Source organism: Halocynthiibacter sp. C4, assembly GCF_028823805.1.
Classification (GTDB): domain Bacteria; phylum Pseudomonadota; class Alphaproteobacteria; order Rhodobacterales; family Rhodobacteraceae; genus Falsihalocynthiibacter; species Falsihalocynthiibacter halioticoli.
In genome coordinates, this window is the sequence record NZ_JAPEIE010000001.1 from 1,275,563 (window position 1) to 1,297,697 (window position 22,135).

Consider the following 22,135-nt stretch of genomic DNA (forward strand, 5'->3'; position numbering starts at 1 on the left):
TCGAATTCAGTGGAGAAATGGGCCCTGCGCGGCGAATTGCAAGCCCGCGCAGGGTGTTTTTGGGTCTGGCGCCAGCGTTAGAGCGCAGCTTGAAGGTTTTCGTCGATTTTCTCGAGGAAACCTTGAGTTGTTTGCCAGCTTTGATTTGGGCCAACCAGAAGCGCTATGTCTTTGGTCATGATGCCGCTTTCAACGGTTTCCACGATCACGCGTTCCAGCGTTTCTGCAAAGCTCTTGAGTTGGGCGTTGTCGTCGAGTTTGGCGCGGTGCTTGAGCCCGCCGGTCCATGCAAAAATCGACGCAATCGAGTTGGTCGAGGTCGCTTCGCCTTTCTGATGCTGGCGGTAGTGGCGCGTGACTGTGCCGTGGGCCGCTTCTGCTTCGACGATTTTGCCATCGGGCGTCATCAACTGGCTGGTCATAAGGCCGAGTGAGCCAAAGCCTTGGGCAACCGTATCAGACTGTACGTCGCCGTCGTAGTTCTTACAGGCCCAGACGAACTTCCCGTTCCATTTCATAGCGCAGGCGACCATATCGTCGATCAGGCGGTGTTCATACCAGATCCCAGCAGCCTTGAAACGCTCTTCGAACTCTTCCTCAAACACTTGCTGGAACAGGTCTTTGAATCGCCCGTCATAAGCCTTGAGGATCGTGTTCTTTGTCGAGAGATACACAGGCCAGCCAAGGTTCAAGCCATAGTTCAGCGAGGCGCGAGCGAAATCCTTGATGGATTCATCAAGGTTATACATGCCCATTGCCACACCCGCAGCGGGAGCGTCATAGACTTCTTTTTCGATAACAGTGCCGTCGTCGCCGACAAATTTCATTGTCAGCTTGCCCTTGCCAGGGAAGAGGAAATCAGTCGCTTTGTACTGATCTCCGAAAGCGTGGCGGCCAATAACGATCGGGCTTGTCCAGCCTGGAACAAGGCGGGGGACGTTTTTACAGATGATTGGCTGGCGGAAGACCACACCGCCAAGGATGTTGCGGATCGTGCCGTTGGGGCTGCGCCACATCTTCTTGAGGCCAAATTCTTCAACCCGCTGCTCATCTGGTGTGATGGTCGCGCATTTCACGCCAACGCCGTATTTCTTGATCGCTTCGGCGGCATCAATGGTGATCTGGTCGTTTGTCTCGTCACGAACCTCCATACCCAGATCGTAATACTTCAGGTCAATATCCAGATAGGGCAGGATCAGCTTCTCTTTGATGAAGTGCCAGATAATGCGGGTCATTTCATCGCCGTCGAGTTCTACGACGGGGTTTTCCACCTTGATCTTGGTCATGAGGGGCCTCTTTTGGTGAATCAGGTTATGCGGCTCAATAGCCTAAAATTTGCACGTCGTGAAGATGGTATGCGATTGTATACCAAAAATATCCTATCCCGAAAATGCAGCAAAGGGATAGGTGCTTATGCCCCGATCAACCAGCCAACGAGATAGGCAACCAGCGCACAGATACCACCAATCATCAGCGTTTCGGCGATACAACGCAAGAGCGCGACCCGAATGGCCACCCACCGCAGCACACCAAGTGCGACGAGCGCAAACGTAGTTGCCGCAATCGATAAGTTAAATGTCGTCGGAGACGGATCAAACAGCACATAGGGCAGGAGCGGGATTACGCCGAAGATAAGGAATGACACAAAGGTATAGAGCGCATTAACGCCAGCGTTCTCGCCATCGGGGTCGCTCATGCCAAACTCATAGTTCATCATAAGGTCCGCCATCAATTCGGGATGCTTCTGGAGTTGATCGGCAAGGGCGACGGCGTCGCGATCTTCCAGCCCTTTTTGGCGTAGCATTGTGATCATCTCGCGCCGCTCAAGAGAAGGTTCGTCGTGTTGCCGTTTGAGTTCCTCGCGGCGAGTTGCACGGTATACGTCGTGCTCTGCGCGGGATGACAGAAATTCCCCGAGCCCCATTGCGGTGGCATCGGCAAAAAGGTTGGCAAAGCCAAAGAGCAGCACCGCAATGGCGCCCATTTGCGCAGCGCCTTCAGCACCAGCGCCAGCAAAACCAGCGACCACAGCAAAGGTTGTTACGATACCGTCATTGCCGCCATACACAATCTGGCGAAGGTTTTCCTGAAGTCCGCTTATGCCATGTGCTTCACGGCGGTGTTTGGCGATATCCATGCTGCACTCCAATCATTTAGAATGATTCTAAGATAACCGGAGCGGGAAAGATTACAACAGATTAGTTCGCGGCAAAAAAGCGCGCCACGCGGTCTCGGATATACGTCCAGACAGCAGGTGTGCCGCGCGTGACCTTGGCGCCAACGCGCGTGTCGATTTGCTCTAGCGTGACGTCATAGTCGCGCCAGCTTCCGCCACCAGAGGCCATGTTCAACGCAAGAGGTTGAACGCGGTCTATGGATTTCGCAAATACGGCATCTGGTGTTTCGGCGGCTTCAAATTCGTCCCAGAGGGCGCGAAATTCGGCGCATTGCGCTGGTGGCAAGAGGCCGAATATCCGGTCAGCCGCGGCGCGTTCCTTGGCGGCTTGGGCCTCGACGTCGTGAGCTTCATGGATGGGCATGTCGCCTGCATCAATCTCGACAAGATCATGCAGGAGCAACATCTTGATCACCCGCGAGACGTCAATCTCGTCTGTCGCGTGTTCGGCCAGCACAAGCGCATAGAGCGCCACATGCCAGCTGTGTTCGGCGGAGTTTTCACGGCGCGAGTTGTCGTGAATGGGCGTGGCGCGCAGGATGTTCTTGAGCTTGTCTGCTTCTTCGAGAAAGGCGAACTGCCGCGCCAGATTTTCGTTGGTCAAAGAACCACCCTCAGCCATTTTCGCCGGATTTGGGCGTGTTGGCTTTTTTATATGTCGCCAATGATTGCTTCACGAACGCATGGCCGCGCCGTGCCGCAAGACGGAACCGGATCGACGTTAGGAAGGCTTCTTCCATTGTTGTCGAGCTGGTTCCGAGGAGTTTTGCAACCTCGCGGTAATACTCGGAGTCACCCATCAATTCGCCCGCTTCGAGCGTTTCTTTCGCGAGTTCGTCGGCGAGGTCTTCGAGGAGAGCCATATCAGCGTGTGTTCTCTGTGAGGCGACGGCGCACGTATGTATCGACGTTGTCGATCATTGTGTCCATGTAGGGCTCTTCAAAGAAGTGGCCTGCTCCCTCGATCTCTGTGTGGGTGATCGTGATGCCCTTTTGCTCGTGCAGTTTTTCAACAAGCGTATGGGTGTCTGCGGGGTTCGCCACGCGGTCCGCCGTGCCGTTTATCATCAGACCAGAGCTGGGGCAGGGTGCGAGGAAGCTGAAGTCATACATATTCGCTGGAGGCGATACGGAGATGAAACCTGTGATCTCTGGGCGCCGCATCAGAAGTTGCATTCCGATCCAAGCGCCAAAGGAGAAGCCCGCAACCCAGCAATGCTTGGCGTTGGGGTTCATTGACTGCAGGTAATCAAGCGCGCTTGCTGCATCTGAAAGCTCGCCAACGCCTTGATCGTACTCGCCTTGGCTTCGGCCAACACCACGGAAATTGAACCGCAACACGGTGAAGCCCATGTTGTAGAACGCATAGTGCAGGTTGTAGACCACCTTGTTGTTCATCGTGCCCCCGAACTGCGGGTGCGGATGCAGGATAATCGCAATCGGCGCGTCTTTCGGTTTTTGCGGGTGATAACGTCCTTCGAGGCGGCCTTCGGGGCCGGGGAAAATCACTTCGGGCATTGAGGTCCCTGTCTCTTTCTATGCTCTTGCTCTGGTCGCTGGTTCTTTTCGGTCGTGATATTCTTGACGAAAAGGATTGGACATTTTAGAACAATTCTAACATTTGGCAGCACGAGTGGTGCCGGATCATTATCGAAGTAAGCAAACCGGCGCGGAACGTCAATGAAAACCACAAAAATGGTAAGAATTTGACGGATGTTAAGGCTCTAGGACGTTGTATTTCCGACAGGAGTTGGGAGGAGCAAGGTCTGGATAGGATTCGCACGCTTGCAAATGTGTGGGAAAGCGGTGCGGTCCTGCGGATTGGGAACAGGAGACGAGGATGAAGCTCAGTACAAAAGGCCGTTATGCAATGGTCGCTCTTGCCGATCTGGCCCTGCAACCCGAAGGTGAATTGACGTCACTTGGAGAAATTTCCAAGCGGCAAGATATTTCGCTGCCCTATCTGGAGCAGCTTTTCGTGCGCCTGCGTCGGGCCGAACTCGTTGTGTCGGTTCGCGGCCCCGGCGGGGGGTATCGGCTGGCGCGCTCGCCAGATGCCATTCGGGTGGCTGAAATCCTTGGTGCGGTCGATGAGACTGTAAGTGCGATGCACAAAGGTGCCGGAGCGAGTGGCGGAGCCAGCGGAAGCCGTGCTCAGAGCCTAACAAACCGTTTGTGGGAAGGTTTAAGCGCGCATGTCTATGTATTCTTGCACCAGACACGGCTTTCCGACGTGGTTGGCAATGATCTTGCGCCATGTCCTGCGGTGCCGAACTTGTTTGAAGTGGTTGACGATAGCCCCGAAGAGCATAGCAGCGAACAGGGCGCTTGATACAGAGCGGCCTTGGCCCCACTTAAATTTCGAATGATTGGAAAACTGTTTCGGTATGGCTGAGCGCGTCTATCTGGATTGGAATGCAACCGCACCGCTGCGCGATGAAGCGCGGCAGGCGATGATTGTGGCCATGGATGTGGTCGGAAACCCGTCGAGCGTGCATGCCGAAGGGCGTGCGGCCAAGGGGCTGATTGAACGCGCGCGCGGGCAGGTGGCGGCGTTAGCGGGGTGTGATCCGCAGGATATCGTCTTTTGTTCAAGCGCAACCGAAGCTGCGCAGATGTGGTTTGCGGGGCGGTCCGATGTTTCTGCTGCTGCGGTAGAGCATGACGCGGTTGGTGCGCAGATTACTGCGCTTGGAGGTGCAGAGGTTCCGGTTGATCACGACGGGCAGGTCGTTTGGCCCAAAGACAAACCACTTGCAGCGCTTCAGGTGGCCAATTCAGAAACCGGCGTGATTCAGTCGGCGTTTCGCCGCCGACCGGTTGATTTAGTGGATGCGACACAAGCGCTCGGCAAAATTCCGTTCAATTTTTCTGAAGCGTGGGCACAGGCAGCGATTTGCTCTGGTCACAAGTTCGGTGGCCCAAAGGGCGCGGCGGCGCTGATCCTTGGAAAAGGCGTTGAAATTGCGCCATCGCTTGGCGGTGGTCAGGAAATGGGGCGGCGCTCTGGTACGGAAAATCTCATCGGGATTGCCGGTTTTGGCGCTGCAGCAGAGGCCTCTGCGCGGGATTTGGCCGAAGGCAGATGGGACGAAATCGAGAAACTTAGAAAGATTCTAGAAAAAGCGCTGGCAGAATCTGTGAAAGAGACTATTTTTGTCGGAAATAGCGGAGCGCGCCTTCCGAATACCTCATGTTTCATCACTCCGGGATGGAAGGGCGAGACACAGGTGATGCAGATGGACCTTGCCGGATTTGCTGTTTCGGCGGGATCAGCCTGTTCCTCGGGCAAGGTGCGCGCAAGCCGTGTTTTGACGGCAATGGGCTATAGCACGGATGAAGCGGCCTCGGCACTGCGTGTGTCGCTCGGGCCGGAGACAACTGAAGATCAAGTTTATCGGTTTGCCGAGGCTTGGAGCAAAGCATACAAGCGCCACGCGGCGCGGCGGTAACAGAATTGAGTTGCTTCGCGGCATGTCCGTGAGGCGTAGGAATACAAAGGGGGTCCGGTGTTGGATCAGGTTAAAGTCAAAGATGGTGTTGAAGAGGAAACCGTAGATGCGGTGAAATCGCTCGCCGGAAACTACAAACACGGCTGGAATACCGAAATCGAGATGGATTTCGCACCCAAAGGTGTGAACCCTGATATCGTCCGTTTGATTTCCGAGAAAAACGAAGAGCCGGAGTGGATGACCGAATGGCGTCTGGCCGCGTTCGAGCGTTGGGAAAAGCTCAAAGAGCCCACTTGGGCGATGGTGGATTACCCTGATATCGATTTTCAGGATATCTATTACTATGCCCGTCCAAAGAGCATGGAGACAAAGCCGAAATCGCTTGATGAGGTAGATCCAAAACTGCTCGAAACCTACGAGAAACTCGGTATTCCGCTGGCAGAGCAGGCGCTCCTTGCTGGTGTTGAAGTCCCCGAAGAAGAGCGCAAGGTTGCGGTTGATGCGGTGTTTGACTCTGTCTCTCTCGGCACCACATTCCAAGAGGACCTGAAGAAGGCGGGCGTTATCTTCTGTTCGATTTCCGAAGCGATCCGCGAGCATCCGGAGCTGGTTAAGAAATACCTCGGCTCTGTGGTTCCGGTTTCGGACAACTTCTATGCAACGCTCAACTCGGCTGTGTTCTCGGATGGCTCGTTTGTATACGTGCCGCCTGGTGTGCGCTGCCCAATGGAGCTGTCGACCTATTTCCGTATCAACGCCGAAAACACCGGCCAGTTCGAGCGCACATTGATCATTGCCGACAAAGGCTCCTATGTGAGCTATCTTGAAGGTTGCACGGCGCCAAAACGCGATACCGCGCAGCTTCACGCTGCTGTGGTCGAAATCATCGTCGAGGAAGATGCCGAGGTTAAATACTCCACGGTACAAAACTGGTATCCGGGCGATGAAGAAGGCAAAGGCGGTATCTATAACTTCGTGACCAAACGTGCTGACTGCCGTGGTGACCGCTCCAAGGTGATGTGGACACAGGTTGAAACGGGCTCTGCGGTAACGTGGAAGTATCCGTCCTGCATCTTGCGAGGTGCTGAAAGCCAAGGCGAGTTTTACTCCATCGCCATTGCGAACAACTACCAGCAGGCCGATACCGGCACCAAGATGATCCACCTTGGCCGAGACACCAAATCGCGGATCGTATCCAAAGGTATTTCCGCTGGTAAGGCGCAAAACACCTATCGCGGTCAGGTTGCCATGCACCCGAAAGCGCAGAACAGCCGTAACTTTACGCAGTGCGATAGCTTGCTGATCGGCGATAAATGCGGTGCGCACACCGTTCCCTATATCGAGGTCAAGAACAACTCGAGCCGTGTGGAACATGAAGCAACGACCAGCAAGGTGGACGACGATCAACTCTTCTATTGCCGTCAACGCGGTATTGGCGAAGAAGACGCCGTGGCGCTTGTTGTAAACGGGTTCTGTAAGGATGTGCTGCAAGCATTGCCGATGGAATTTGCCATGGAAGCACAAGCCCTTGTTGCCATTTCGCTCGAAGGATCCGTTGGATGACCGATAAGCCGGAGCAAAAAGCCTCAGACGGCAACCGGATTATGCTCGGTCGCTATGGGCGCATGAACTCAGAGAACCAATCTCTGACATTCGTTCTGCTTGGCCAAATTCTGGTTTTTGTTCTGGCGATGCTCCACGACGAGTTCGTTCACTATCTATACATCACGGGTCGAATTGCCTCTGAGCAAATTGGCCCTGCGGAAGTCGTTATCGGCTTCATTCTATTTGTTTTCTGGATGCTGCTTACCTTTGCATGTGTCCGTATCCTAAGCACCCCAACCACCTCAGAGTGACCCTCTGCACGTTACGTTGGCTGAAGAAAAGACGAGAGATAAATGTTAGAAATCAAAAACCTGCACGTGAAACTTGAAGACGAGGATAAAGAAATCCTTCGTGGTGTAAACCTGACCGTCGGAGAGGGCGAAGTGCATGCGATTATGGGGCCGAATGGCTCTGGTAAATCGACCACGTCCTATGTTCTTTCTGGCCGTGACGGCTATGAGGTGACAGCAGGATCAGCAACGCTTGATGGCGAAGACCTCCTTGATCTTGACCCAGAAGAGCGCGCAGCCCTCGGCATGTTCCTTGCGTTCCAATATCCGGTCGAAATTCCTGGTGTGGGCAACATGACCTTCCTGCGTACAGCGGTGAACTCACAGCGTAAAGCGCGCGGCCAAGACGAACTTTCTGCAGGTGAATTCCTTAAGGAAGTGCGCGCGATTGCCAAAGACCTCAAGATCGATCCGGAAATGCTTAAGCGCCCCGTCAACGTCGGCTTCTCCGGTGGCGAGAAAAAGCGCAACGAAATCCTTCAGATGGCGATGCTTGCGCCGAAGATGTGTGTTCTTGACGAGACCGACTCCGGCCTTGACGTTGATGCGATGAAACTCGTGTCTGAAGGTGTGAATGCCCTGAGGGACGGAAAACGCAGCTTCCTTGTTATCACGCACTATCAGCGTCTTCTGGACCATATTAAGCCGGATGTCGTTCACATCATGTATAACGGTAAAATCATCAAATCCGGCGGCCCAGAGCTCGCGCTCGAAGTTGAAAACAACGGTTATGGTGATCTTCTGGCGGAGGCAGACTAATGGCATTGGCGCTCGAAACTGACGCGCTGCTTGCGGATCGGCTTGCCGGATTGGAAGCCGTGGCCAAAGGCGCAACCCAAGCCGCCCGTCGCTCGGCGGCGGCGCGTGTTGCTGACATGGGCCTACCTACGCGGCGCGATGAGTATTGGAGATTTACCCGCCCTGACGCACTGACTGTCGCGGAGCCTGCTGCGGCAGGGGCATTGAACCTTGACGAGAGCCCGTTTGACGCGGCGAACCCGCTGACTTTGGTGTTGCGTGATGGCGTGTTTGACGCCGAGGCTTCGGACGCACTTGAGGGCGAGAACCTGACGATTGATCTGCTTTCTGCAGCGGCGGACATTCATTGGGCTGGCGAGATTTACGGCACACTTGAGACTGCAGGGCAAACGCCTGTTGCGCGTCCTCTCGCAGCGCTTAACACGGCGCTCGCAACCGAAGGTGTGCTGATCCACGCGAAAGGTAAAGTCGAGCGTCCGGTTCTGATCCGCTATATCGCGGGCGAGGCTGACGTGATCTTGCACCATGTTGTGAAGGTAGAAGAGGGCGCGAGCCTGACGTTGCTGGAAACTGGTACGCCCGGTGCGCGTAGCAATACCGCGCTTGAAGTAGACGTCGCCAAAGAAGGTGCGTTTAATCACATCCGCACCCAAGGGCGCGATCACGAGCGCAGCCTTTTGAGCCACACATTCGCGCGTATGCAAGATGATGCGGAGTTCAAAAGCTTTACGCTGACGGCCAATGGCACCCTCACGCGGAACGAGTGCGTGATCGAGATTTTGGGTGACAATATCTCGGCGCACGTCGGTGGCGCGGCGATTGGTGACGGAAAAGATTTCCATCACGACGACACGGTCTTTATCACCCATGACGCCGTGCATTGCGAAAGCCGTCAGGTGTTTAAAAAGGTGCTTCGTAACGGGGCAACTGGCGTGTTTCAGGGCAAAATTCTGGTGAAGCCAGATGCTCAGAAAACCGACGGTTACCAGATTTCGCAATCGCTCCTGCTGGATGAAGACTCGCAGTTCTATGCCAAGCCTGAGCTTGAGATCTATGCCGATGATGTGGCCTGTTCCCACGGTTCCACAACAGGCGCGATCGACGAGACAGCTCTGTTCTACCTTCGGTCGCGCGGGATCGAACGCCGTGAGGCGCAGGAGCTACTTGTGCTGGCCTTCCTTGCTGAAGCGTTGGACGAGATCGCCGATGACGATTTGCGTGCGGCCGTTCAAGACCAGCTAGAGTTCTGGCTTCGCAACCTCAAGGGATAGGCCATGTCGGTCACACGTGACATGACGGATAGTTACCGCGCTCCCGGTCGGGCCTTTGCGCGCCAACTGCGCGAAGGTGTGAGCGAGGCGCGGGTTCTGTCTTATTTGATGATCTCGTGTTTCATTATCTTTGTGTCGCAACTTCCGCGTCTAGCGCGGGAGGCGCATCTTGATCCGAGCATTCCACTTGATGCGCGGGCAGGGGCGGCGATCCTCGGTTGGCTATTCTTTGTGCCGTTGGTGGCCTATGGGCTGAGTTTTCTGCTTGTCCTCGTGCAGAAAGTTCTGCGGATGCAGGCCCATGCGTTTACAACACGTATGGCGCTGTTTTGGGCTTTGCTTGTTACCACACCTCTTTGGATTCTACAGGGGCTTGTGGCAGGGTTGATCGGAGTAGGGCCGGCGCTTACCGCTGTAAATGTTATTTTGCTTGCTGTTTATCTTATCGTTTTATTTGCCTGTCTGCGCGCAGCGGGTACTTATCTCAAGGAGTCCCAATCGTGAGCCAATCCGGGACAGAAGGCACAATCGCTGACCTGACTAAGCTACTCCTCCGTACGCCCCGACTTGGCATGCGGGCGGTACTTGATATGGGTATTCGCGGCGCGACTCTCTTTCAACTTGCCGCGCTGATGATCGTGCTGGCATCGATTGTTGCCTATGGAATTGGGGCTTTGGCTCCTGCGCCCGAAGGGGCAGAGGGCATGATCGCGCCGATTGGCTACATCCTCGTGGCGGGCGGAAATCTCGCGGTAACTTCCGTTGTGCTCTACTGGGGCGGGCGGATGATCGGCGGAACTGGAGACTTTCAGGACGTCCTCCTCGCGATGAGCGTTCATCAAGGCGTGACCATCCTGTTTCAAGTCGTATTCGCGCTGGCCTCATTGGTCTCGCCTGCGCTTGGCGCAGTGTTGCTGACTGTTGGCGTCTTTTACCTGATCTACCTCATGGCCGCCTATGTTGCCGAGGTTCACGGTTTTGAAAGCGTGTGGAAAGCGACGGGTCTGATCATCGGTATGATCTTTGGTTTGGCCTTTATTCTATTGTTTTTGTTTACCCTTTTTGGGCAACCAGTTTAAGAGGCCCAACGGGCTAATGGTGGGCTAATGTACGATATCGAAAAAATCCGCGCCGACTTTCCGATCCTTTCGCGGGAAGTGAACGGCAAGCCGTTGGTCTATTTAGATAACGGCGCCTCCGCGCAAAAGCCGCAGGTTGTGATCGATACGATTACCCAAGCCTATTCAATGGAATATTCCAACGTTCACAGAGGCTTGCATTACCTTTCTAACCTGGCGACAGAGAAATATGAGGCCGTGCGCGGCACGATTGCGCGGTTCCTGAATGCCGCCTCCGAAGATCATATCGTGATGAATTCCGGTACCACCGAGGGTATCAACATGGTTGCCTACAGTTGGGCAATGCCGCGTATGGAAGCGGGTGACGAGATCATCCTCTCGATCATGGAGCACCATGCCAATATCGTGCCGTGGCATTTCCTGCGCGAGCGTTTGGGTGTGAAGCTGGTTTGGGTCGATGTCGACGACAAAGGAGATCTTGATCCCCAAGCGGTTCTGGATGCCATCACACCCCGCACCAAACTGATTGCAGTGACACAAATGTCGAACGTGCTCGGGACATTGGTTGATGTGAAAGCCATCACCAAGGGCGCTCATGAAAAGGGTGTTCCTGTTTTGGTTGATGGATCACAGGGCTGTGTGCATGCGCCAGTGGATGTGCAGGATATCGGCTGCGATTTCTATGCGATCACCGGCCACAAGCTATATGGTCCGAGCGGTTCTGGTGCGATCTATATCCGGCCGGAACGCATGGCCGAGATGCGCCCGTTCCTTGGGGGTGGAGACATGATCCGTGAAGTTTCGCGCGACGTCGTGACATACAACGACCCACCAATGAAGTTTGAAGCCGGTACGCCAGCGATTGTCCCGACAACGGGTTTTGGTGCTGCGCTTGAATATCTGATGGACCTCGGGATGGACAAGATTGCCGCCCATGAGGCGGGTCTTCGAGACTATGCAAACGAGCGGTTTTCGGGGCTCAACTGGCTGAATATTCAAGGGAATTCCGCGACCAAAGGTGCGATTTTTTCGCTCACCTTGAACGGCGGAGCCCATGCGCATGATGTCTCGACAGTGCTCGACAAAAAGGGCGTTGCCGTGCGCGCCGGACACCACTGCGCCCAACCATTGATGGCGCATCTGGGCGTAACAGCAACCGCGCGGGCAAGTTTCGGCCTTTATAACACCCGCGAAGAGGTCGACACGTTGGTTGATGCCTTGGAACTCTGCCACGAACTTTTCGCCTAACGAGCGCTTTGGCTAAACCCGACGCACCATCGCAGCCAATGCGCAATTTCCGATTGCAGGGCCGCGCTGAATTGCCTATGAACCGCATAACGCACCCGTAGCTCAGCTGGATAGAGCGCTGCCCTCCGAAGGCAGAGGCCAGAGGTTCGAATCCTCTCGGGTGCGCCATCATCACCTTGTTTGTTAAATGTGTTCGTTTGCTTCAAAACGCCAATGTGAATTTTGAGCGTAGTAAGCCTGTTTCTAAAGTTTATTCAACGAGGGTGTAGATCGCTGAGAGTATTGGTTTTGACATCTCATCGGAGCATGAGGCTGGCGATATGACCAAACATGCTTGGACATTGAATCAATTCTCAGCAGCCTATCGGAGCGTGATCGTAGGTGCAGTTTCGGATCAGCAGGACAACTGCTGATTTCCTATCGATTGTTAACGCGACGGCCAGCCAGAAAATGGAACTGTCTCTGAATCCTCAAATAGCGCCTCAAACTAAAACGCAATGTCTAGGCGACCTAATGGCGGGCACGCATTGCGATACTGCTGTCTCCCCGAGAAACGCGGTTGCACATTCGCGTATCGACCTCAGGCGCGGCGCAAAACGGACGGTCGTTGGTTTGAGTAAGCCCGAAATTAAGATCCATCGGGCTTACCTGTTGGCGATATGATCATTAAGATCGCGGACGCCGAAATGTCACATTACCTTGGTCCTCAACAACCTATTTCCGGATCGGCTGGCCGGGAAGAACGTTGGTGTCCATCTCTCCGCCGCTGATAACTGCGGTGCCGTTTACGATCAGATATTCTATGCCTTCAGTCGTTTCGAAGGGGCGATCGATAGTTGCGCGGTCGCCAATCGTTTCCGGATCAAAGACGGTGATATCGGCGTCCATACCTTCTTGAAGGCGTCCTTTGCGTTCCATAGCCGGTACCTGCCCATCAAACAGTTGTGCGGGGATCAGCGACACTTTGGCAATCGCTTCGGGCCAGTCCAGTAACTCGTCTTCCCGAACCCATTCACGAAGGAACTTGCCGTAGGTTCCAGCGCTGCGCGGATTAGAGAATGCGTTGTCGGGCATGGGCCATTCCTGTCCGGTTATCGGTGTGCCGTCTGGCTGCGTGTAGGGAATGGAGTCCGAGGCAATGGCGATCCAAGGAAGTGCGGTGACTTTGCGAAGAATGTCTGCGTCAGTCGCGTCTTCCTCGTCTAGGTATCGCATGATGATGAATTGACCCGGATCCGCGTCTTGCTCGGCCCGCATGTCCGCTTCGTCCTCGATCCAGCGCCCCTTGGCGATAAGGCGGACTGAGTCAAAATCAATTCCCATGCGCGCACGGAAGGCTTCGCCAGCCTGCAACAGAACAGCCGAGGCAATGGGCATCGAGGCAATGCCGTAGGGATAGACCTCTGTGTGTACGTCAATGCCGATGCTGCGCGCCTTGTCGACCATGTCGGCGGCCTTCAATGTGTCGTGCAGGTTAGTTGAATGAAGGTGGCAAATATTGGTTCGTGCGCCCGACGTCGCGGACAGCCCAAGAACCATCGCCAACCCCTCAAGCGAACTGAGAGGATCCGCCTCAGACCAATTGCGCATATGCGTGCTGACCGGGACGCCGTTCTCTGCGGCCAATTCCCAAATGCGAAGCAATTCCTTGCCGCCTACACCAGGGACGTAGCCAGAATTAACACCAATCCCAAGCGCACCATCGTCCAGACCTTGCTGGATAAGATCGACGATCTTGTCGAGTTCTTCTTCGGTCGTCACGTTCGTTGTCCAACGCGGATAGTTGAATGCGCCCTGATACCAAGCAGCGGTAGGTTCCACTGGCGGCATTTCGGGAACCATCGTTGCAATCCTCGCGAAGGACCATGACGCAGTTGCGCCGAAGTTTGTCGCTCTGCCTTCTGCTTCGACGCTGGCATACCAATCTGCAATCGGAAGCACGCCGGATTCCAATTCCAATGCCGTCGTTACCCCGTCGAACGCCTGCAAACGGTTGGCCGGAAGGTCCACAACAGAATGGGAATGCAGATCGATGAAGCCGGGGGCTACGATCAGCCCAGATGCATCGATAACCTCTTCACCTTCGAGTTGCGATTGTGCAATCTCAACGATCTCGCCATCCACGATACCAACGTGTGCTATGGCATCAAATCCCGTCTCGGGATCGATGACACGGCCATTGTTGATGACAAGGTCGTAGGTTTGCCCGTTAGCCGCTGTGGTAAGTGTGACGAACAATGCGGTGCCAAAAACGGAGTTTCTCAAAGCGCTATTCATGTTGAATTCTCGATTCCCAAAATTGAAAAAGCCTAAAAATGAATGACTATTTTTTGGGTCATGTGCCGGCTTCGGCGGCCCGAACAATGGTCAACGAGAATTGTTCCAGACGAAACTGCGAACTGTCAAGTTTCAGGTGTAGAATTACCGTGCATCGCCTCAGAATGGTACGCTGAAATGCTGTTCCGAGACTTTCGCACTCGGCAGTAAGGTCAGTGTCAGGCATTAACTTCCCTGATTGTTTTAGTACTTCAGCGTTAATGGCGCCGTTTCTCGTAATGCTGTTTTCAAAAGTTATTGCGTGGATATGTGAAGACTATTTCACAGGGAATGCATTGTTTTGGCGTTCGATTTTGCTTCCTGAGTTCCTGCACTCACTCATCAAAAACCTGTCAATCATACAACCTAAGCATGTAATTCTGGCCGTTTGCGATGATGCGGCAAGGGGGCGGGCGCTCATAAACTAGACTCCTGCCAGTGACGGGCCATGTTGGTTCGTTCTGCTGTTTTATTGGCCTGATTGGCCGTTCATAACCAGTAAGGAGTCTCGATATGCGAGATATGATTCTTAAGACCTTCATCCGCCTTCGTCATGATGATGAGGGCGTTACGCTCGTTGAATACGGCATTGCGATCGCACTTGCCGTCACACTTGGCGTTGGTGCTCTCACCACGCTTGGCGGCGAAATCGGAACAGCCATGGGCGCCGCTGGCACACAGATGCCAAACTAAGGCCTCTACCATTGGTCTTGGTGATGGTGTTGTTCCGCCAAACAGAGTGGGCAACACCATCCATCCCTCTAGACCGATAAGAGCCCTGATGGTCACTCTGCTAGTCGAGCCATCACTTCCCCAAGAATGCCGACTAGCGAAAAGCAGCCGCAGTTCATTTCATCTCCTTGATATGGCCGCGTAACTGTTTGAAAGAAATCTATTTTGGATTTCGCTCCCAGAAAGGAAATACCATGCGTCTTAGTTCTTTATTAACAGCCCTCATTGGACTTGGAGTCGCGGGTGGATCGGCCTTCGTCGCCCGAGATATGATCGAAAAGCGAAGTGCCGTTGCTGTACAAAATGATGAGTCCGCTATGGTCTCTGTCATTGTTGCTGCAAACGACATTGCTTTTGGGCAAGCCATCGAAGCCCGAATGCTCAGAACAATTGACTGGCCGCGGGATGCTGTGCCTCTTGGCGTTTTCACAAGCTATGATCTGCTGCTTCCCGAAGAAGGGCAGCCCTCACGCCGTGCGCGTCGTGCGATTTCCAAGGATGAGCTCATTCAAGTGAACAAGGTTTCCGACTACGGCGAGAAGGTCACAATCGTTCAGTCCATCGGTACAAACCAGCGCGCCATGGCCATTAAGGTCTCGGCCGAAACTGCCGTTGGTGGCTTTGTAACACCTGGTGATTTCGTCGATGTCTTGCTGACGCAGGGGCGTGATGAAACTCTGCGCGCCGTAACGATCCTCCAAAACATTCGCGTTATTGGCGTAGATCAGGATGCCGACGAGCAGACGGATGCACCCGAGGTTGCCCGTACTGTAACGGTTGAAGTTACGCCGGATCAGGGGCAGCGCCTCGCCTTAGCGCAGCAAGCCGGAACACTGAGCCTGACCCTTCGGACGCTCGATTACACTGAGGACAAGCCACTCGACTCGATCCGTTTGAGCGACCTTTTGCAGGATGTATCACCGCTGCCGGAAGATGCGCCTTCGCGAACAATTGCCGTTCGCCGCGCAAATGTCCTGACTCTTCACGAAGTGAACTGAGATTGAGGTCTGGATCGAGCCATGTTGCACAAATGGAAAACATATCAAACCTTCGTCAGAGACGAGAGCGGTGCCGCTCTGGTGCTCTGGGGGGTGAGCTTTGTGATCTTCTTTGGCATCGTGGCTCTATCGTTTGATTTGGGGCGCGTCTCAATTACCCAAACAGAGTTGCAATCCTATGCTGATAGCGTTGCGCTTGCTGCTGCTGGAGAGCTTGATGGCAAAGCCGACGCAATTGATCGCGCAACCTTAGCTGCGGCGAACTTGATTTCCGACAGCAAAACCTTTGGGGCAGGCGGGGCGCTTCTTTCCGGAGCAAATGATTACACACTCACCTTCCTTAGCGACCTGCCTGCAAGTGACACAACCGCGATAACAGCCACAACAACCGATCCCGGTGACGCGCGATATGCCCGCGTTGTTGTACAGCCATCGAATGTGGAGATGACATTTGGCGCCGCGTTTTTTGGCTTAACGGGCAATACCGCACCTGACACCACGGCGCGCGCAAGCGCCGTTGCGGGCTTTACCCAATACGCATGTGATGTGACACCGCTGATGTTCTGTTTGCCGCCCACACCTGTAACCGAAGGCATGATGATCTTGCTGCGCTCTGGCGGAAATGGCGCGGCATGGGGGCCGGGAGATTTCGGTTTTCTCGACCCATCCAAATTTCTTGTCGACACCGAGGGGCCCTGCGAAGGCAAGAATGGCGCGCAGCTTGATGCCTGTCTTTTGGGTGCAATCGGTAGTATCACCCAGTGTTTTTCACAGCGCGGCGTTGATACTGAACCCGGTCAAAAAGTCGGCCTTCGTGACTCTGTCTTTAACGTGCGTTTTGATATCTACAAGGCCGTCATGAACGGGAAGAAGAACGACCCCGACTATGCGCCTGCACCCAATGTAATCAAAGGAATAGTCCCCAAAAGTGGGCAATGTATTGGGAATAGCGAAGAAATTTCCCCAGACACGCTTGGACTGCCGCGCGACACTTGTTTGGTCAATGGCACATGCGGACGGTTTGGCGATGGAGACTGGGCTGCTGGTCGGGTCGATTATGTAAATACCAACTACGGCGGTGTTGATCCGCATCCTTCCGCGACGACCCGCTATGAGTATTATCTCGCCGAGATCGGCCCGAACCCAGCGTCGACGGCGGATATTCTGAGCGGTCTTTCAGAGACTGGCCGCCCGCAGTGTTCCAATCACCAATCCAACGATCCAAAACGCCGCGTCGTTATCGCTGCGGGGATAGATTGCACTGCCAATCCGATCAACGGTGCCGAAACTGGCGTTCCGGTCGAAGATTTCTACGAAGTGTTCCTCACAGAGCCTGTCGGAGACGATGGCCTATCGCCGCCTACTTTGGACCTTTGGGTCGAAGTCATCGGAAGTGTCGGGCCTGGTGGTGCGGGAACAGGAGGGAGCGGCGGCATTTTCCGTGACGTCGTTCAGCTTTACCGATGAACCGCTTTGTATCGCATATCCTGCGTCGGTTCTGGCGCGAAGAACGTGGCGCAGCGCTTGTCGAGTTTGCGATCATGCTGCCGATGATGCTCCTGTTTTTTGCTGTGATCATAGAGGGCGGCCGTCTGATGTGGTCCTATCAGGCCGTTGCCTCGGGTGTTCGTGATGCCGCACGGTATCTGGCACGGGTGACACCGCGCGATATCTGTCTGTCAGGCGGAAGCGTGGGGACCTATACCTCTGATCTAGAGGCGATTATTCGCCAAAGCAAAGACGGATCAAACCTTTTCCCAAGCGGAATAAGCGTTACCTCCGTTACGCCAAGTCTGTCTTGCGTGTCTGGAACTTATCGCAACTCGCCAGCGCCAGTGACAGAAGTTACCGCCAACTTAACCGTGACCTTTCCCTTTGCCAGCGTCTTTTCCTTCGCGGGTGGAAGCAATCTTGTGACCATCAATACAACGATTTCGGATCAAAGTCGGGTGTTTGGAACATGAAGCGCGTGGGCCAACATAAACCCACAGACTGGTTCGCGATCTGGCGGGATGATCGGGGCGTCACGATGGTGGAGCTGGCGATCGTGATCCCGCTGTTCCTATTGCTGTTTTTCGGCATGATCGACTTCGGCCGGATGGCGTTTCATTACGTTACCGCAGAAAATGCAATGCATGTCGCCGCGCGCGTAGCGACGGTTCGTCCTGCGGCGTGTCCGAGTGTGCCACAAGTGAACGCGCGCGGGCCGCTTGAGCAATCACAGATACCACCGCAATTCGGCACAAACTGTTCTGCAGGCGTCAATACTTGTGCGAACCCTGGTGTTATTGCGTGTGCCGGATCCGCAGGAAACGCAACGGCCAATGAGATCTGGGATTTGCTTCAGGGGGCTCTGCCGAATGATGCGACAATCTCTAACCTTCGGTTTGTTTATTCTTACGACGAAAATTTGGGCTTCCTCGGTGGACCATATGTACCGGTTGTCACCGTGGAACTGCAAAACCTGAATTTTCAGTTTGTCTCACCGCTTGGCGCTCTTGTCGGGCTGACGGGGGCAACTGCGCCAGCAGGGCTCGGGGCAACCGTAAGCTTTCCCACCATGAGCGTTTCAATGCCAGCCGAGGATTTGTCTCATGGCAACACAGGGTAATTCGAAAGAGGAAATGAAAATGAAAGCAAAAGAAAAGCCGCTCACCCTCGTTCCTCCATCAGAAGGAAAAGCGTCATCGGTGTTTGAAACGCTGTCTACGCTGCCGCATACGCCGCTGTCAGAGAAGTTTCGTGATCTTGGAGGTGTGAATGGCCTCGCTCTCACACTCGAAGACAGCCGCGATTTTGTAGTGATCGAAGTTGGCGCTGATGTTCGGCGTTCGATCGTTGCTGTAAAGGCCCTGCGGGAGATGCTTGAAGACGGTGCAGTTCTTTTGGCGATTTCCGACGACCTCATCACTCTGAATGATGTCCGCCAACTGGAAGGGGCAGGTGCAACCAAAGTGCTACCTGATTCAATTTCCGCGGATGATCTTCGCCAAGTGGTTGAAGCTTTAACCGTTAAGGAACGCGACCGTTCAGGTGCGCCTTACCATCGCCCATTGGGAAAAATTATTACTGTGGCGCAGACCCGTGGCGGTATTGGTGCAACGACAGTAGCCGTAAACCTTGCAAATGAGCTCATGCAGGAAACGGGCGTATTCAAGAAGAAAACAACCAAACGTGTGGCTCTGGTTGATCTGGACATTCAATTCGGGAGTGTGGCGAGTTTCCTTGATATTGAAGCCAGCGACGCGCTGCATCAGATGGGTGCAGAAAACACTGAGCCAGATGCACTTTTTCTTCAGCAAGCTTTAACAACACTTCCTTCGGGTCTTTCGGTTTTGACGGCACCGGCGCGTTTCATGCCTCTTGATGGCTTGACCGTAGAGCAAGTTCGCGCAGTTCTCGAGTTGTTGCAGGCCGAGTTCGATTATGTGGTTGTTGATCTGCCCCATGCGCTTGTGGATTGGGTCAGCGGCGTTCTCGAGATGACGGATCGCTTGATGCTGGTTACAGATAGTTCTGTTCCCGCGATCAATAGCGCCTATCGGTTGATCAACTTTTTCACCGAGGATCACCGTGATCTCCAAATCGATATTATTGTTTCTCATGAGAAAAAGCCTGTTGTTTTGCGCAAGCACCACACCGCAGCATCCAAAATTCTAGAGCGGCCACTTCAGGGCTGGTTGCCCTATGATCCTGTCGCGGCGCGTGAAGCCACTGACCGCGGGCAACCTCTCGCAAGAGCTGCAGGGCGATCCCCGTTGGCGCGCAGTATACATAAGCTTGGGCAAACAACCCTCGAAGCGCTCTCCTCCTCGACCCCAGTTGTGAAAAAGGAAACACCGCATGTTTAAGAGTTTTGCAAAACGTGGGTCGACCGAGGATGACAATGTCATTCCTTTGAAGGCAAGCGATCTGGTTTCCGAGCCCGAGGCGTTTGACACGCAGGCAGACGATGCTGAATTGCTCAAATCGCTTGAGTTGAAACGCCGCCTTCATGATGCGCTGCTTGATCGGCTGAACCTGTCGATTATTGACAAGATCGAGCCCGAAGACCTGCGCCATGAAGTTTCAGTTCTGGTCAATGAGACGCTGGAAAAAGACAATACGCCTGTACGCTCGGATGAGTTCAAACGCATCGTAGCAGAACTCATGGACGAGGTGCTTGGCCTTGGTCCACTTGAGCCGCTGCTGAAAGACCCCACCGTGAATGATATTCTGGTGAATGGTCACAAAACAGTATTCGTCGAACGCAATGGGGTTCTTGAAGCCACCAAAACGCGCTTTCGCGACGAGAAGCACTTGTTGCGGATCATCGACAAGATCGTGTCGCGCATCGGACGGCGGGTTGATGAGTCAAATCCTTGGGTCGATGCCCGCCTAGAGGACGGAAGCCGCGTAAACGCGATTATTCGGCCCTGTGCGATTGACGGCCCTTCGATCTCGATCCGTAAATTCAGCCGTGTGCCTTTGACAATGCAGCGCCTCATTGAAACAGAGAGCTTGTCTGACTCTGCTGCGAAACTTTTGCACGCACTTGTTGAAGGGCGCATGAACATTCTGATTTCGGGCGGAACCGGGTCGGGTAAAACAACCATGCTCAATGCGATGTCTGCCCAAATCGATCCGCGCGAACGGATCGTAACAATCGAAGACGCCGCCGAACTTCAACTTCAGCAAGACCATGTTGTGCGTCTCGAAACGCGCCCTGCGGGACCTTCGGGCGGAGGGGCTGTGCTACAGCGCGATCTTGTTCGCAACGCACTTCGTATGCGCCCAGACCGGATTATCGTTGGCGAGGTCCGTGGCGCCGAAACCTTCGACATGCTTCAGGCGATGAACACGGGCCATGACGGCTCCATGACAACGGTGCACGCTAACTCTGCAAGAGATGCGCTTGGCCGGATCGAACAGATGGTCAGCATGATCGGCATTGACTTGCCGCTCAAGGCGATCCGCTCTCAGATCGCATCGGGGCTTCATTTCGTTGTTCAGCTTTCGCGGATGTCTGATGGTCGCCGCCGTGTGGTCAGCATATCCGAGATTACGGGTCTAGAAGGAGATGTAATCTCCATGCAGGATATCTTTGTTTATCACCGTAACGGCAGAGCCGAAGACGGCTCACTCTTGGGTGAATTTGTTCCCACTGGTATTCGGCCGCGTTGCGCGGACCAGTTGATCGCTTCCGGGATCGACCTTGGCGAGTTTTCCTTCACGCGGAACAAGGGGTGAGACATGGCTGATTTTTCGCAGTTTACGGATATGAATTTTCTGATCTACGCTCTCGTTGCGCTCGGTGTGTTTCTGCTCTTCACAGGTGTCACACAGCTCCTAAGCCGTAGTGAGAACCGTCTAGAAGCCAAGAACAGGCGCTTGCGGATGATAGGGAAGGGACGCTCAACCGAGGAAGTTCTTGCCATCCTGAAGCCAGATACCGACGGCAGCATCCTGACGCGACTGCCCTTCATCGGAAATCTGCCACAACTTCTAGGCCAAGCGGGGCTAACGCTTCGGCCCGGAGCATTCGTGTTGCTCATGATCGTTGCCACGGCCTTCGCGTTTCTTGTGGGCCTACTCTATCTCTCGTTGCCAAAAGCAATTGTGGTCGCCCTTGTTTTTGGAATTGGTTTGCCTGTGTCTGTGGTGCGCTCCAAACGCAAAAAGCGCATGGACCAACTCGTTGGACAACTTCCGGATGCTCTCGATCTTCTGGCGCGTGGCCTACGGGTCGGGCATCCGCTCAATACATCAATCGGAGCCGTCGCCGAAGAAATGGCAGACCCGATCGGCACGGAATTTGGCATTATTTACGATCAGGTGAGCTATGGCGAAGATCTGACGGATGCGTTCCAACAGTTTGCAGATCGCGTCGACCTTGAGGATGTCCATTACCTCTCGGCCAGCATCGGCATTCAGCATGGTACAGGCGGTGATCTCGCTCGGATCGTCAACGTTTTGTCGCGTGTCGTTCGGGACAGGATCATGATGCGGCGCAAAATCCATGCCATTTCGTCGGAAGGGCGGATGACGATGTATATCCTCTCTGCAATCCCTGTGGTGATCTATACCTACACCTCAATCATGACGCCGAGCTACTACGGAGGCGTTGCGGATGATCCGCTTTATGTCCCAATGGCAACGGCGGTGGTTGTTCTGAGTGTCTTGAATTTTCTGACGCTGCGAAAACTCGTCAACTTCCACATATAGGAGAA

General features: G+C 54.3%; 23 protein-coding genes and 1 tRNA gene. 18 read left to right on the forward strand and 6 right to left on the reverse strand.

What is annotated here, in order from left to right; all coding sequences use genetic code 11:
* Positions 1 to 77: 77 nt before the first annotated feature.
* From OU789_RS06180 to OU789_RS06200, 5 genes are all read right to left on the reverse strand, one after another.
* A complete protein-coding gene (locus OU789_RS06180; protein WP_274654179.1) occupies positions 78 to 1,286 on the reverse strand; it encodes an NADP-dependent isocitrate dehydrogenase in 1,209 nt (402 codons plus the stop codon).
* A 125-nt stretch (positions 1,287 to 1,411) separates the two neighbouring features.
* On the reverse strand, positions 1,412 to 2,137 hold the full coding sequence (locus tag OU789_RS06185; RefSeq protein WP_263953318.1) for a VIT1/CCC1 transporter family protein: 726 nt from the start codon (positions 2,135 to 2,137) through the stop codon (positions 1,412 to 1,414).
* A gap of 61 nt (positions 2,138 to 2,198) precedes the next feature.
* Positions 2,199 to 2,780 carry an HD domain-containing protein gene (locus tag OU789_RS06190; protein ID WP_274654181.1) on the reverse strand — a complete coding sequence of 194 codons (582 nt, stop codon included), beginning with the start codon at positions 2,778 to 2,780 and terminating at the stop codon, positions 2,199 to 2,201.
* 10 nt (positions 2,781 to 2,790) lie between these two features.
* The gene (locus tag OU789_RS06195; protein ID WP_263953316.1) at positions 2,791 to 3,039 is read right to left on the reverse strand and encodes a hypothetical protein; all 249 of its coding nucleotides are present in this window, start codon (positions 3,037 to 3,039) and stop codon (positions 2,791 to 2,793) included.
* 1 nt (position 3,040) lies between these two features.
* Complete coding sequence (locus tag OU789_RS06200) at positions 3,041 to 3,694, reverse strand: alpha/beta hydrolase (protein WP_263953315.1); 654 nt, start codon at positions 3,692 to 3,694, stop codon at positions 3,041 to 3,043.
* A gap of 322 nt (positions 3,695 to 4,016) precedes the next feature.
* On the opposite strand from OU789_RS06200, the gene OU789_RS06205 reads away from it, so the two are divergent.
* From OU789_RS06205 to OU789_RS06250, 10 genes are all read left to right on the forward strand, one after another.
* A complete protein-coding gene (locus tag OU789_RS06205; RefSeq protein WP_274654184.1) occupies positions 4,017 to 4,508 on the forward strand; it encodes an Rrf2 family transcriptional regulator in 492 nt (163 codons plus the stop codon).
* 55 nt (positions 4,509 to 4,563) lie between these two features.
* Complete coding sequence (locus OU789_RS06210) at positions 4,564 to 5,628, forward strand: cysteine desulfurase family protein (RefSeq protein WP_274654187.1); 1,065 nt, start codon at positions 4,564 to 4,566, stop codon at positions 5,626 to 5,628.
* A 57-nt stretch (positions 5,629 to 5,685) separates the two neighbouring features.
* Positions 5,686 to 7,191, forward strand: a complete 1,506-nt coding sequence (sufB, locus tag OU789_RS06215; protein WP_263953312.1) for a Fe-S cluster assembly protein SufB — start codon at positions 5,686 to 5,688, stop codon at positions 7,189 to 7,191.
* Positions 7,188 to 7,484, forward strand: coding sequence for a hypothetical protein (locus OU789_RS06220; protein WP_263953311.1), 297 nt, complete (start codon positions 7,188 to 7,190; stop codon positions 7,482 to 7,484). The genes sufB and OU789_RS06220 overlap by 4 nt, the downstream gene beginning before the upstream one ends.
* A gap of 42 nt (positions 7,485 to 7,526) precedes the next feature.
* Complete coding sequence (gene sufC, locus OU789_RS06225) at positions 7,527 to 8,282, forward strand: Fe-S cluster assembly ATPase SufC (protein WP_274654190.1); 756 nt, start codon at positions 7,527 to 7,529, stop codon at positions 8,280 to 8,282.
* Complete coding sequence (locus tag OU789_RS06230) at positions 8,282 to 9,553, forward strand: SufB/SufD family protein (protein WP_274654192.1); 1,272 nt, start codon at positions 8,282 to 8,284, stop codon at positions 9,551 to 9,553. Before sufC ends, OU789_RS06230 begins: the two co-directional genes overlap by 1 nt.
* Before the next feature lie 3 nt (positions 9,554 to 9,556).
* Positions 9,557 to 10,057, forward strand: a complete 501-nt coding sequence (locus OU789_RS06235; RefSeq protein WP_263953308.1) for a YIP1 family protein — start codon at positions 9,557 to 9,559, stop codon at positions 10,055 to 10,057.
* Positions 10,054 to 10,632: a YIP1 family protein gene (locus OU789_RS06240; protein WP_274654194.1), complete on the forward strand. Its 579-nt coding sequence runs from the start codon at positions 10,054 to 10,056 to the stop codon at positions 10,630 to 10,632. Before OU789_RS06235 ends, OU789_RS06240 begins: the two co-directional genes overlap by 4 nt.
* Before the next feature lie 27 nt (positions 10,633 to 10,659).
* Complete coding sequence (locus OU789_RS06245; protein ID WP_274654196.1) at positions 10,660 to 11,880, forward strand: cysteine desulfurase; 1,221 nt, start codon at positions 10,660 to 10,662, stop codon at positions 11,878 to 11,880.
* A gap of 91 nt (positions 11,881 to 11,971) precedes the next feature.
* Positions 11,972 to 12,048: transfer RNA gene (locus tag OU789_RS06250), tRNA-Arg, on the forward strand.
* Positions 12,049 to 12,594: 546 nt separating this feature from the next.
* On the opposite strand, the gene OU789_RS06255 is transcribed toward OU789_RS06250, so the two are convergent.
* Positions 12,595 to 14,157, reverse strand: a complete 1,563-nt coding sequence (locus OU789_RS06255; protein ID WP_274654198.1) for an amidohydrolase family protein — start codon at positions 14,155 to 14,157, stop codon at positions 12,595 to 12,597.
* A 552-nt stretch (positions 14,158 to 14,709) separates the two neighbouring features.
* Here OU789_RS06255 and OU789_RS06260 point away from each other — a divergent pair.
* The 8 genes from OU789_RS06260 to OU789_RS06295 all read left to right on the forward strand — a co-directional run bounded on the left by OU789_RS06260 (position 14,710) and on the right by OU789_RS06295 (position 22,130).
* Entirely contained in the window at positions 14,710 to 14,889 is a 180-nt protein-coding gene (locus tag OU789_RS06260) for a Flp family type IVb pilin (RefSeq protein WP_274654200.1), read from the forward strand.
* Positions 14,890 to 15,122: 233 nt separating this feature from the next.
* Positions 15,123 to 15,926 (forward strand): Flp pilus assembly protein CpaB, encoded by an 804-nt coding sequence (gene cpaB / locus OU789_RS06265; RefSeq protein WP_263953248.1) that lies wholly within the window; start codon positions 15,123 to 15,125, stop codon positions 15,924 to 15,926.
* A gap of 21 nt (positions 15,927 to 15,947) precedes the next feature.
* Positions 15,948 to 17,393: a pilus assembly protein gene (locus OU789_RS06270; RefSeq protein ID WP_274654203.1), complete on the forward strand. Its 1,446-nt coding sequence runs from the start codon at positions 15,948 to 15,950 to the stop codon at positions 17,391 to 17,393.
* A complete protein-coding gene (locus OU789_RS06275) occupies positions 17,390 to 17,890 on the forward strand; it encodes a TadE/TadG family type IV pilus assembly protein (RefSeq protein ID WP_274654204.1) in 501 nt (166 codons plus the stop codon). Before OU789_RS06270 ends, OU789_RS06275 begins: the two co-directional genes overlap by 4 nt.
* Positions 17,887 to 18,537, forward strand: a complete 651-nt coding sequence (locus OU789_RS06280; protein WP_274654206.1) for a TadE/TadG family type IV pilus assembly protein — start codon at positions 17,887 to 17,889, stop codon at positions 18,535 to 18,537. Before OU789_RS06275 ends, OU789_RS06280 begins: the two co-directional genes overlap by 4 nt.
* Before the next feature lie 19 nt (positions 18,538 to 18,556).
* Complete coding sequence (locus OU789_RS06285; protein ID WP_274654208.1) at positions 18,557 to 19,777, forward strand: AAA family ATPase; 1,221 nt, start codon at positions 18,557 to 18,559, stop codon at positions 19,775 to 19,777.
* Complete coding sequence (locus OU789_RS06290; RefSeq protein ID WP_274654210.1) at positions 19,770 to 21,155, forward strand: CpaF family protein; 1,386 nt, start codon at positions 19,770 to 19,772, stop codon at positions 21,153 to 21,155. Before OU789_RS06285 ends, OU789_RS06290 begins: the two co-directional genes overlap by 8 nt.
* A gap of 3 nt (positions 21,156 to 21,158) precedes the next feature.
* The gene (locus OU789_RS06295; RefSeq protein ID WP_274654212.1) at positions 21,159 to 22,130 is read left to right on the forward strand and encodes a type II secretion system F family protein; all 972 of its coding nucleotides are present in this window, start codon (positions 21,159 to 21,161) and stop codon (positions 22,128 to 22,130) included.
* The last annotated feature ends 5 nt before the right edge of the window (positions 22,131 to 22,135 follow it).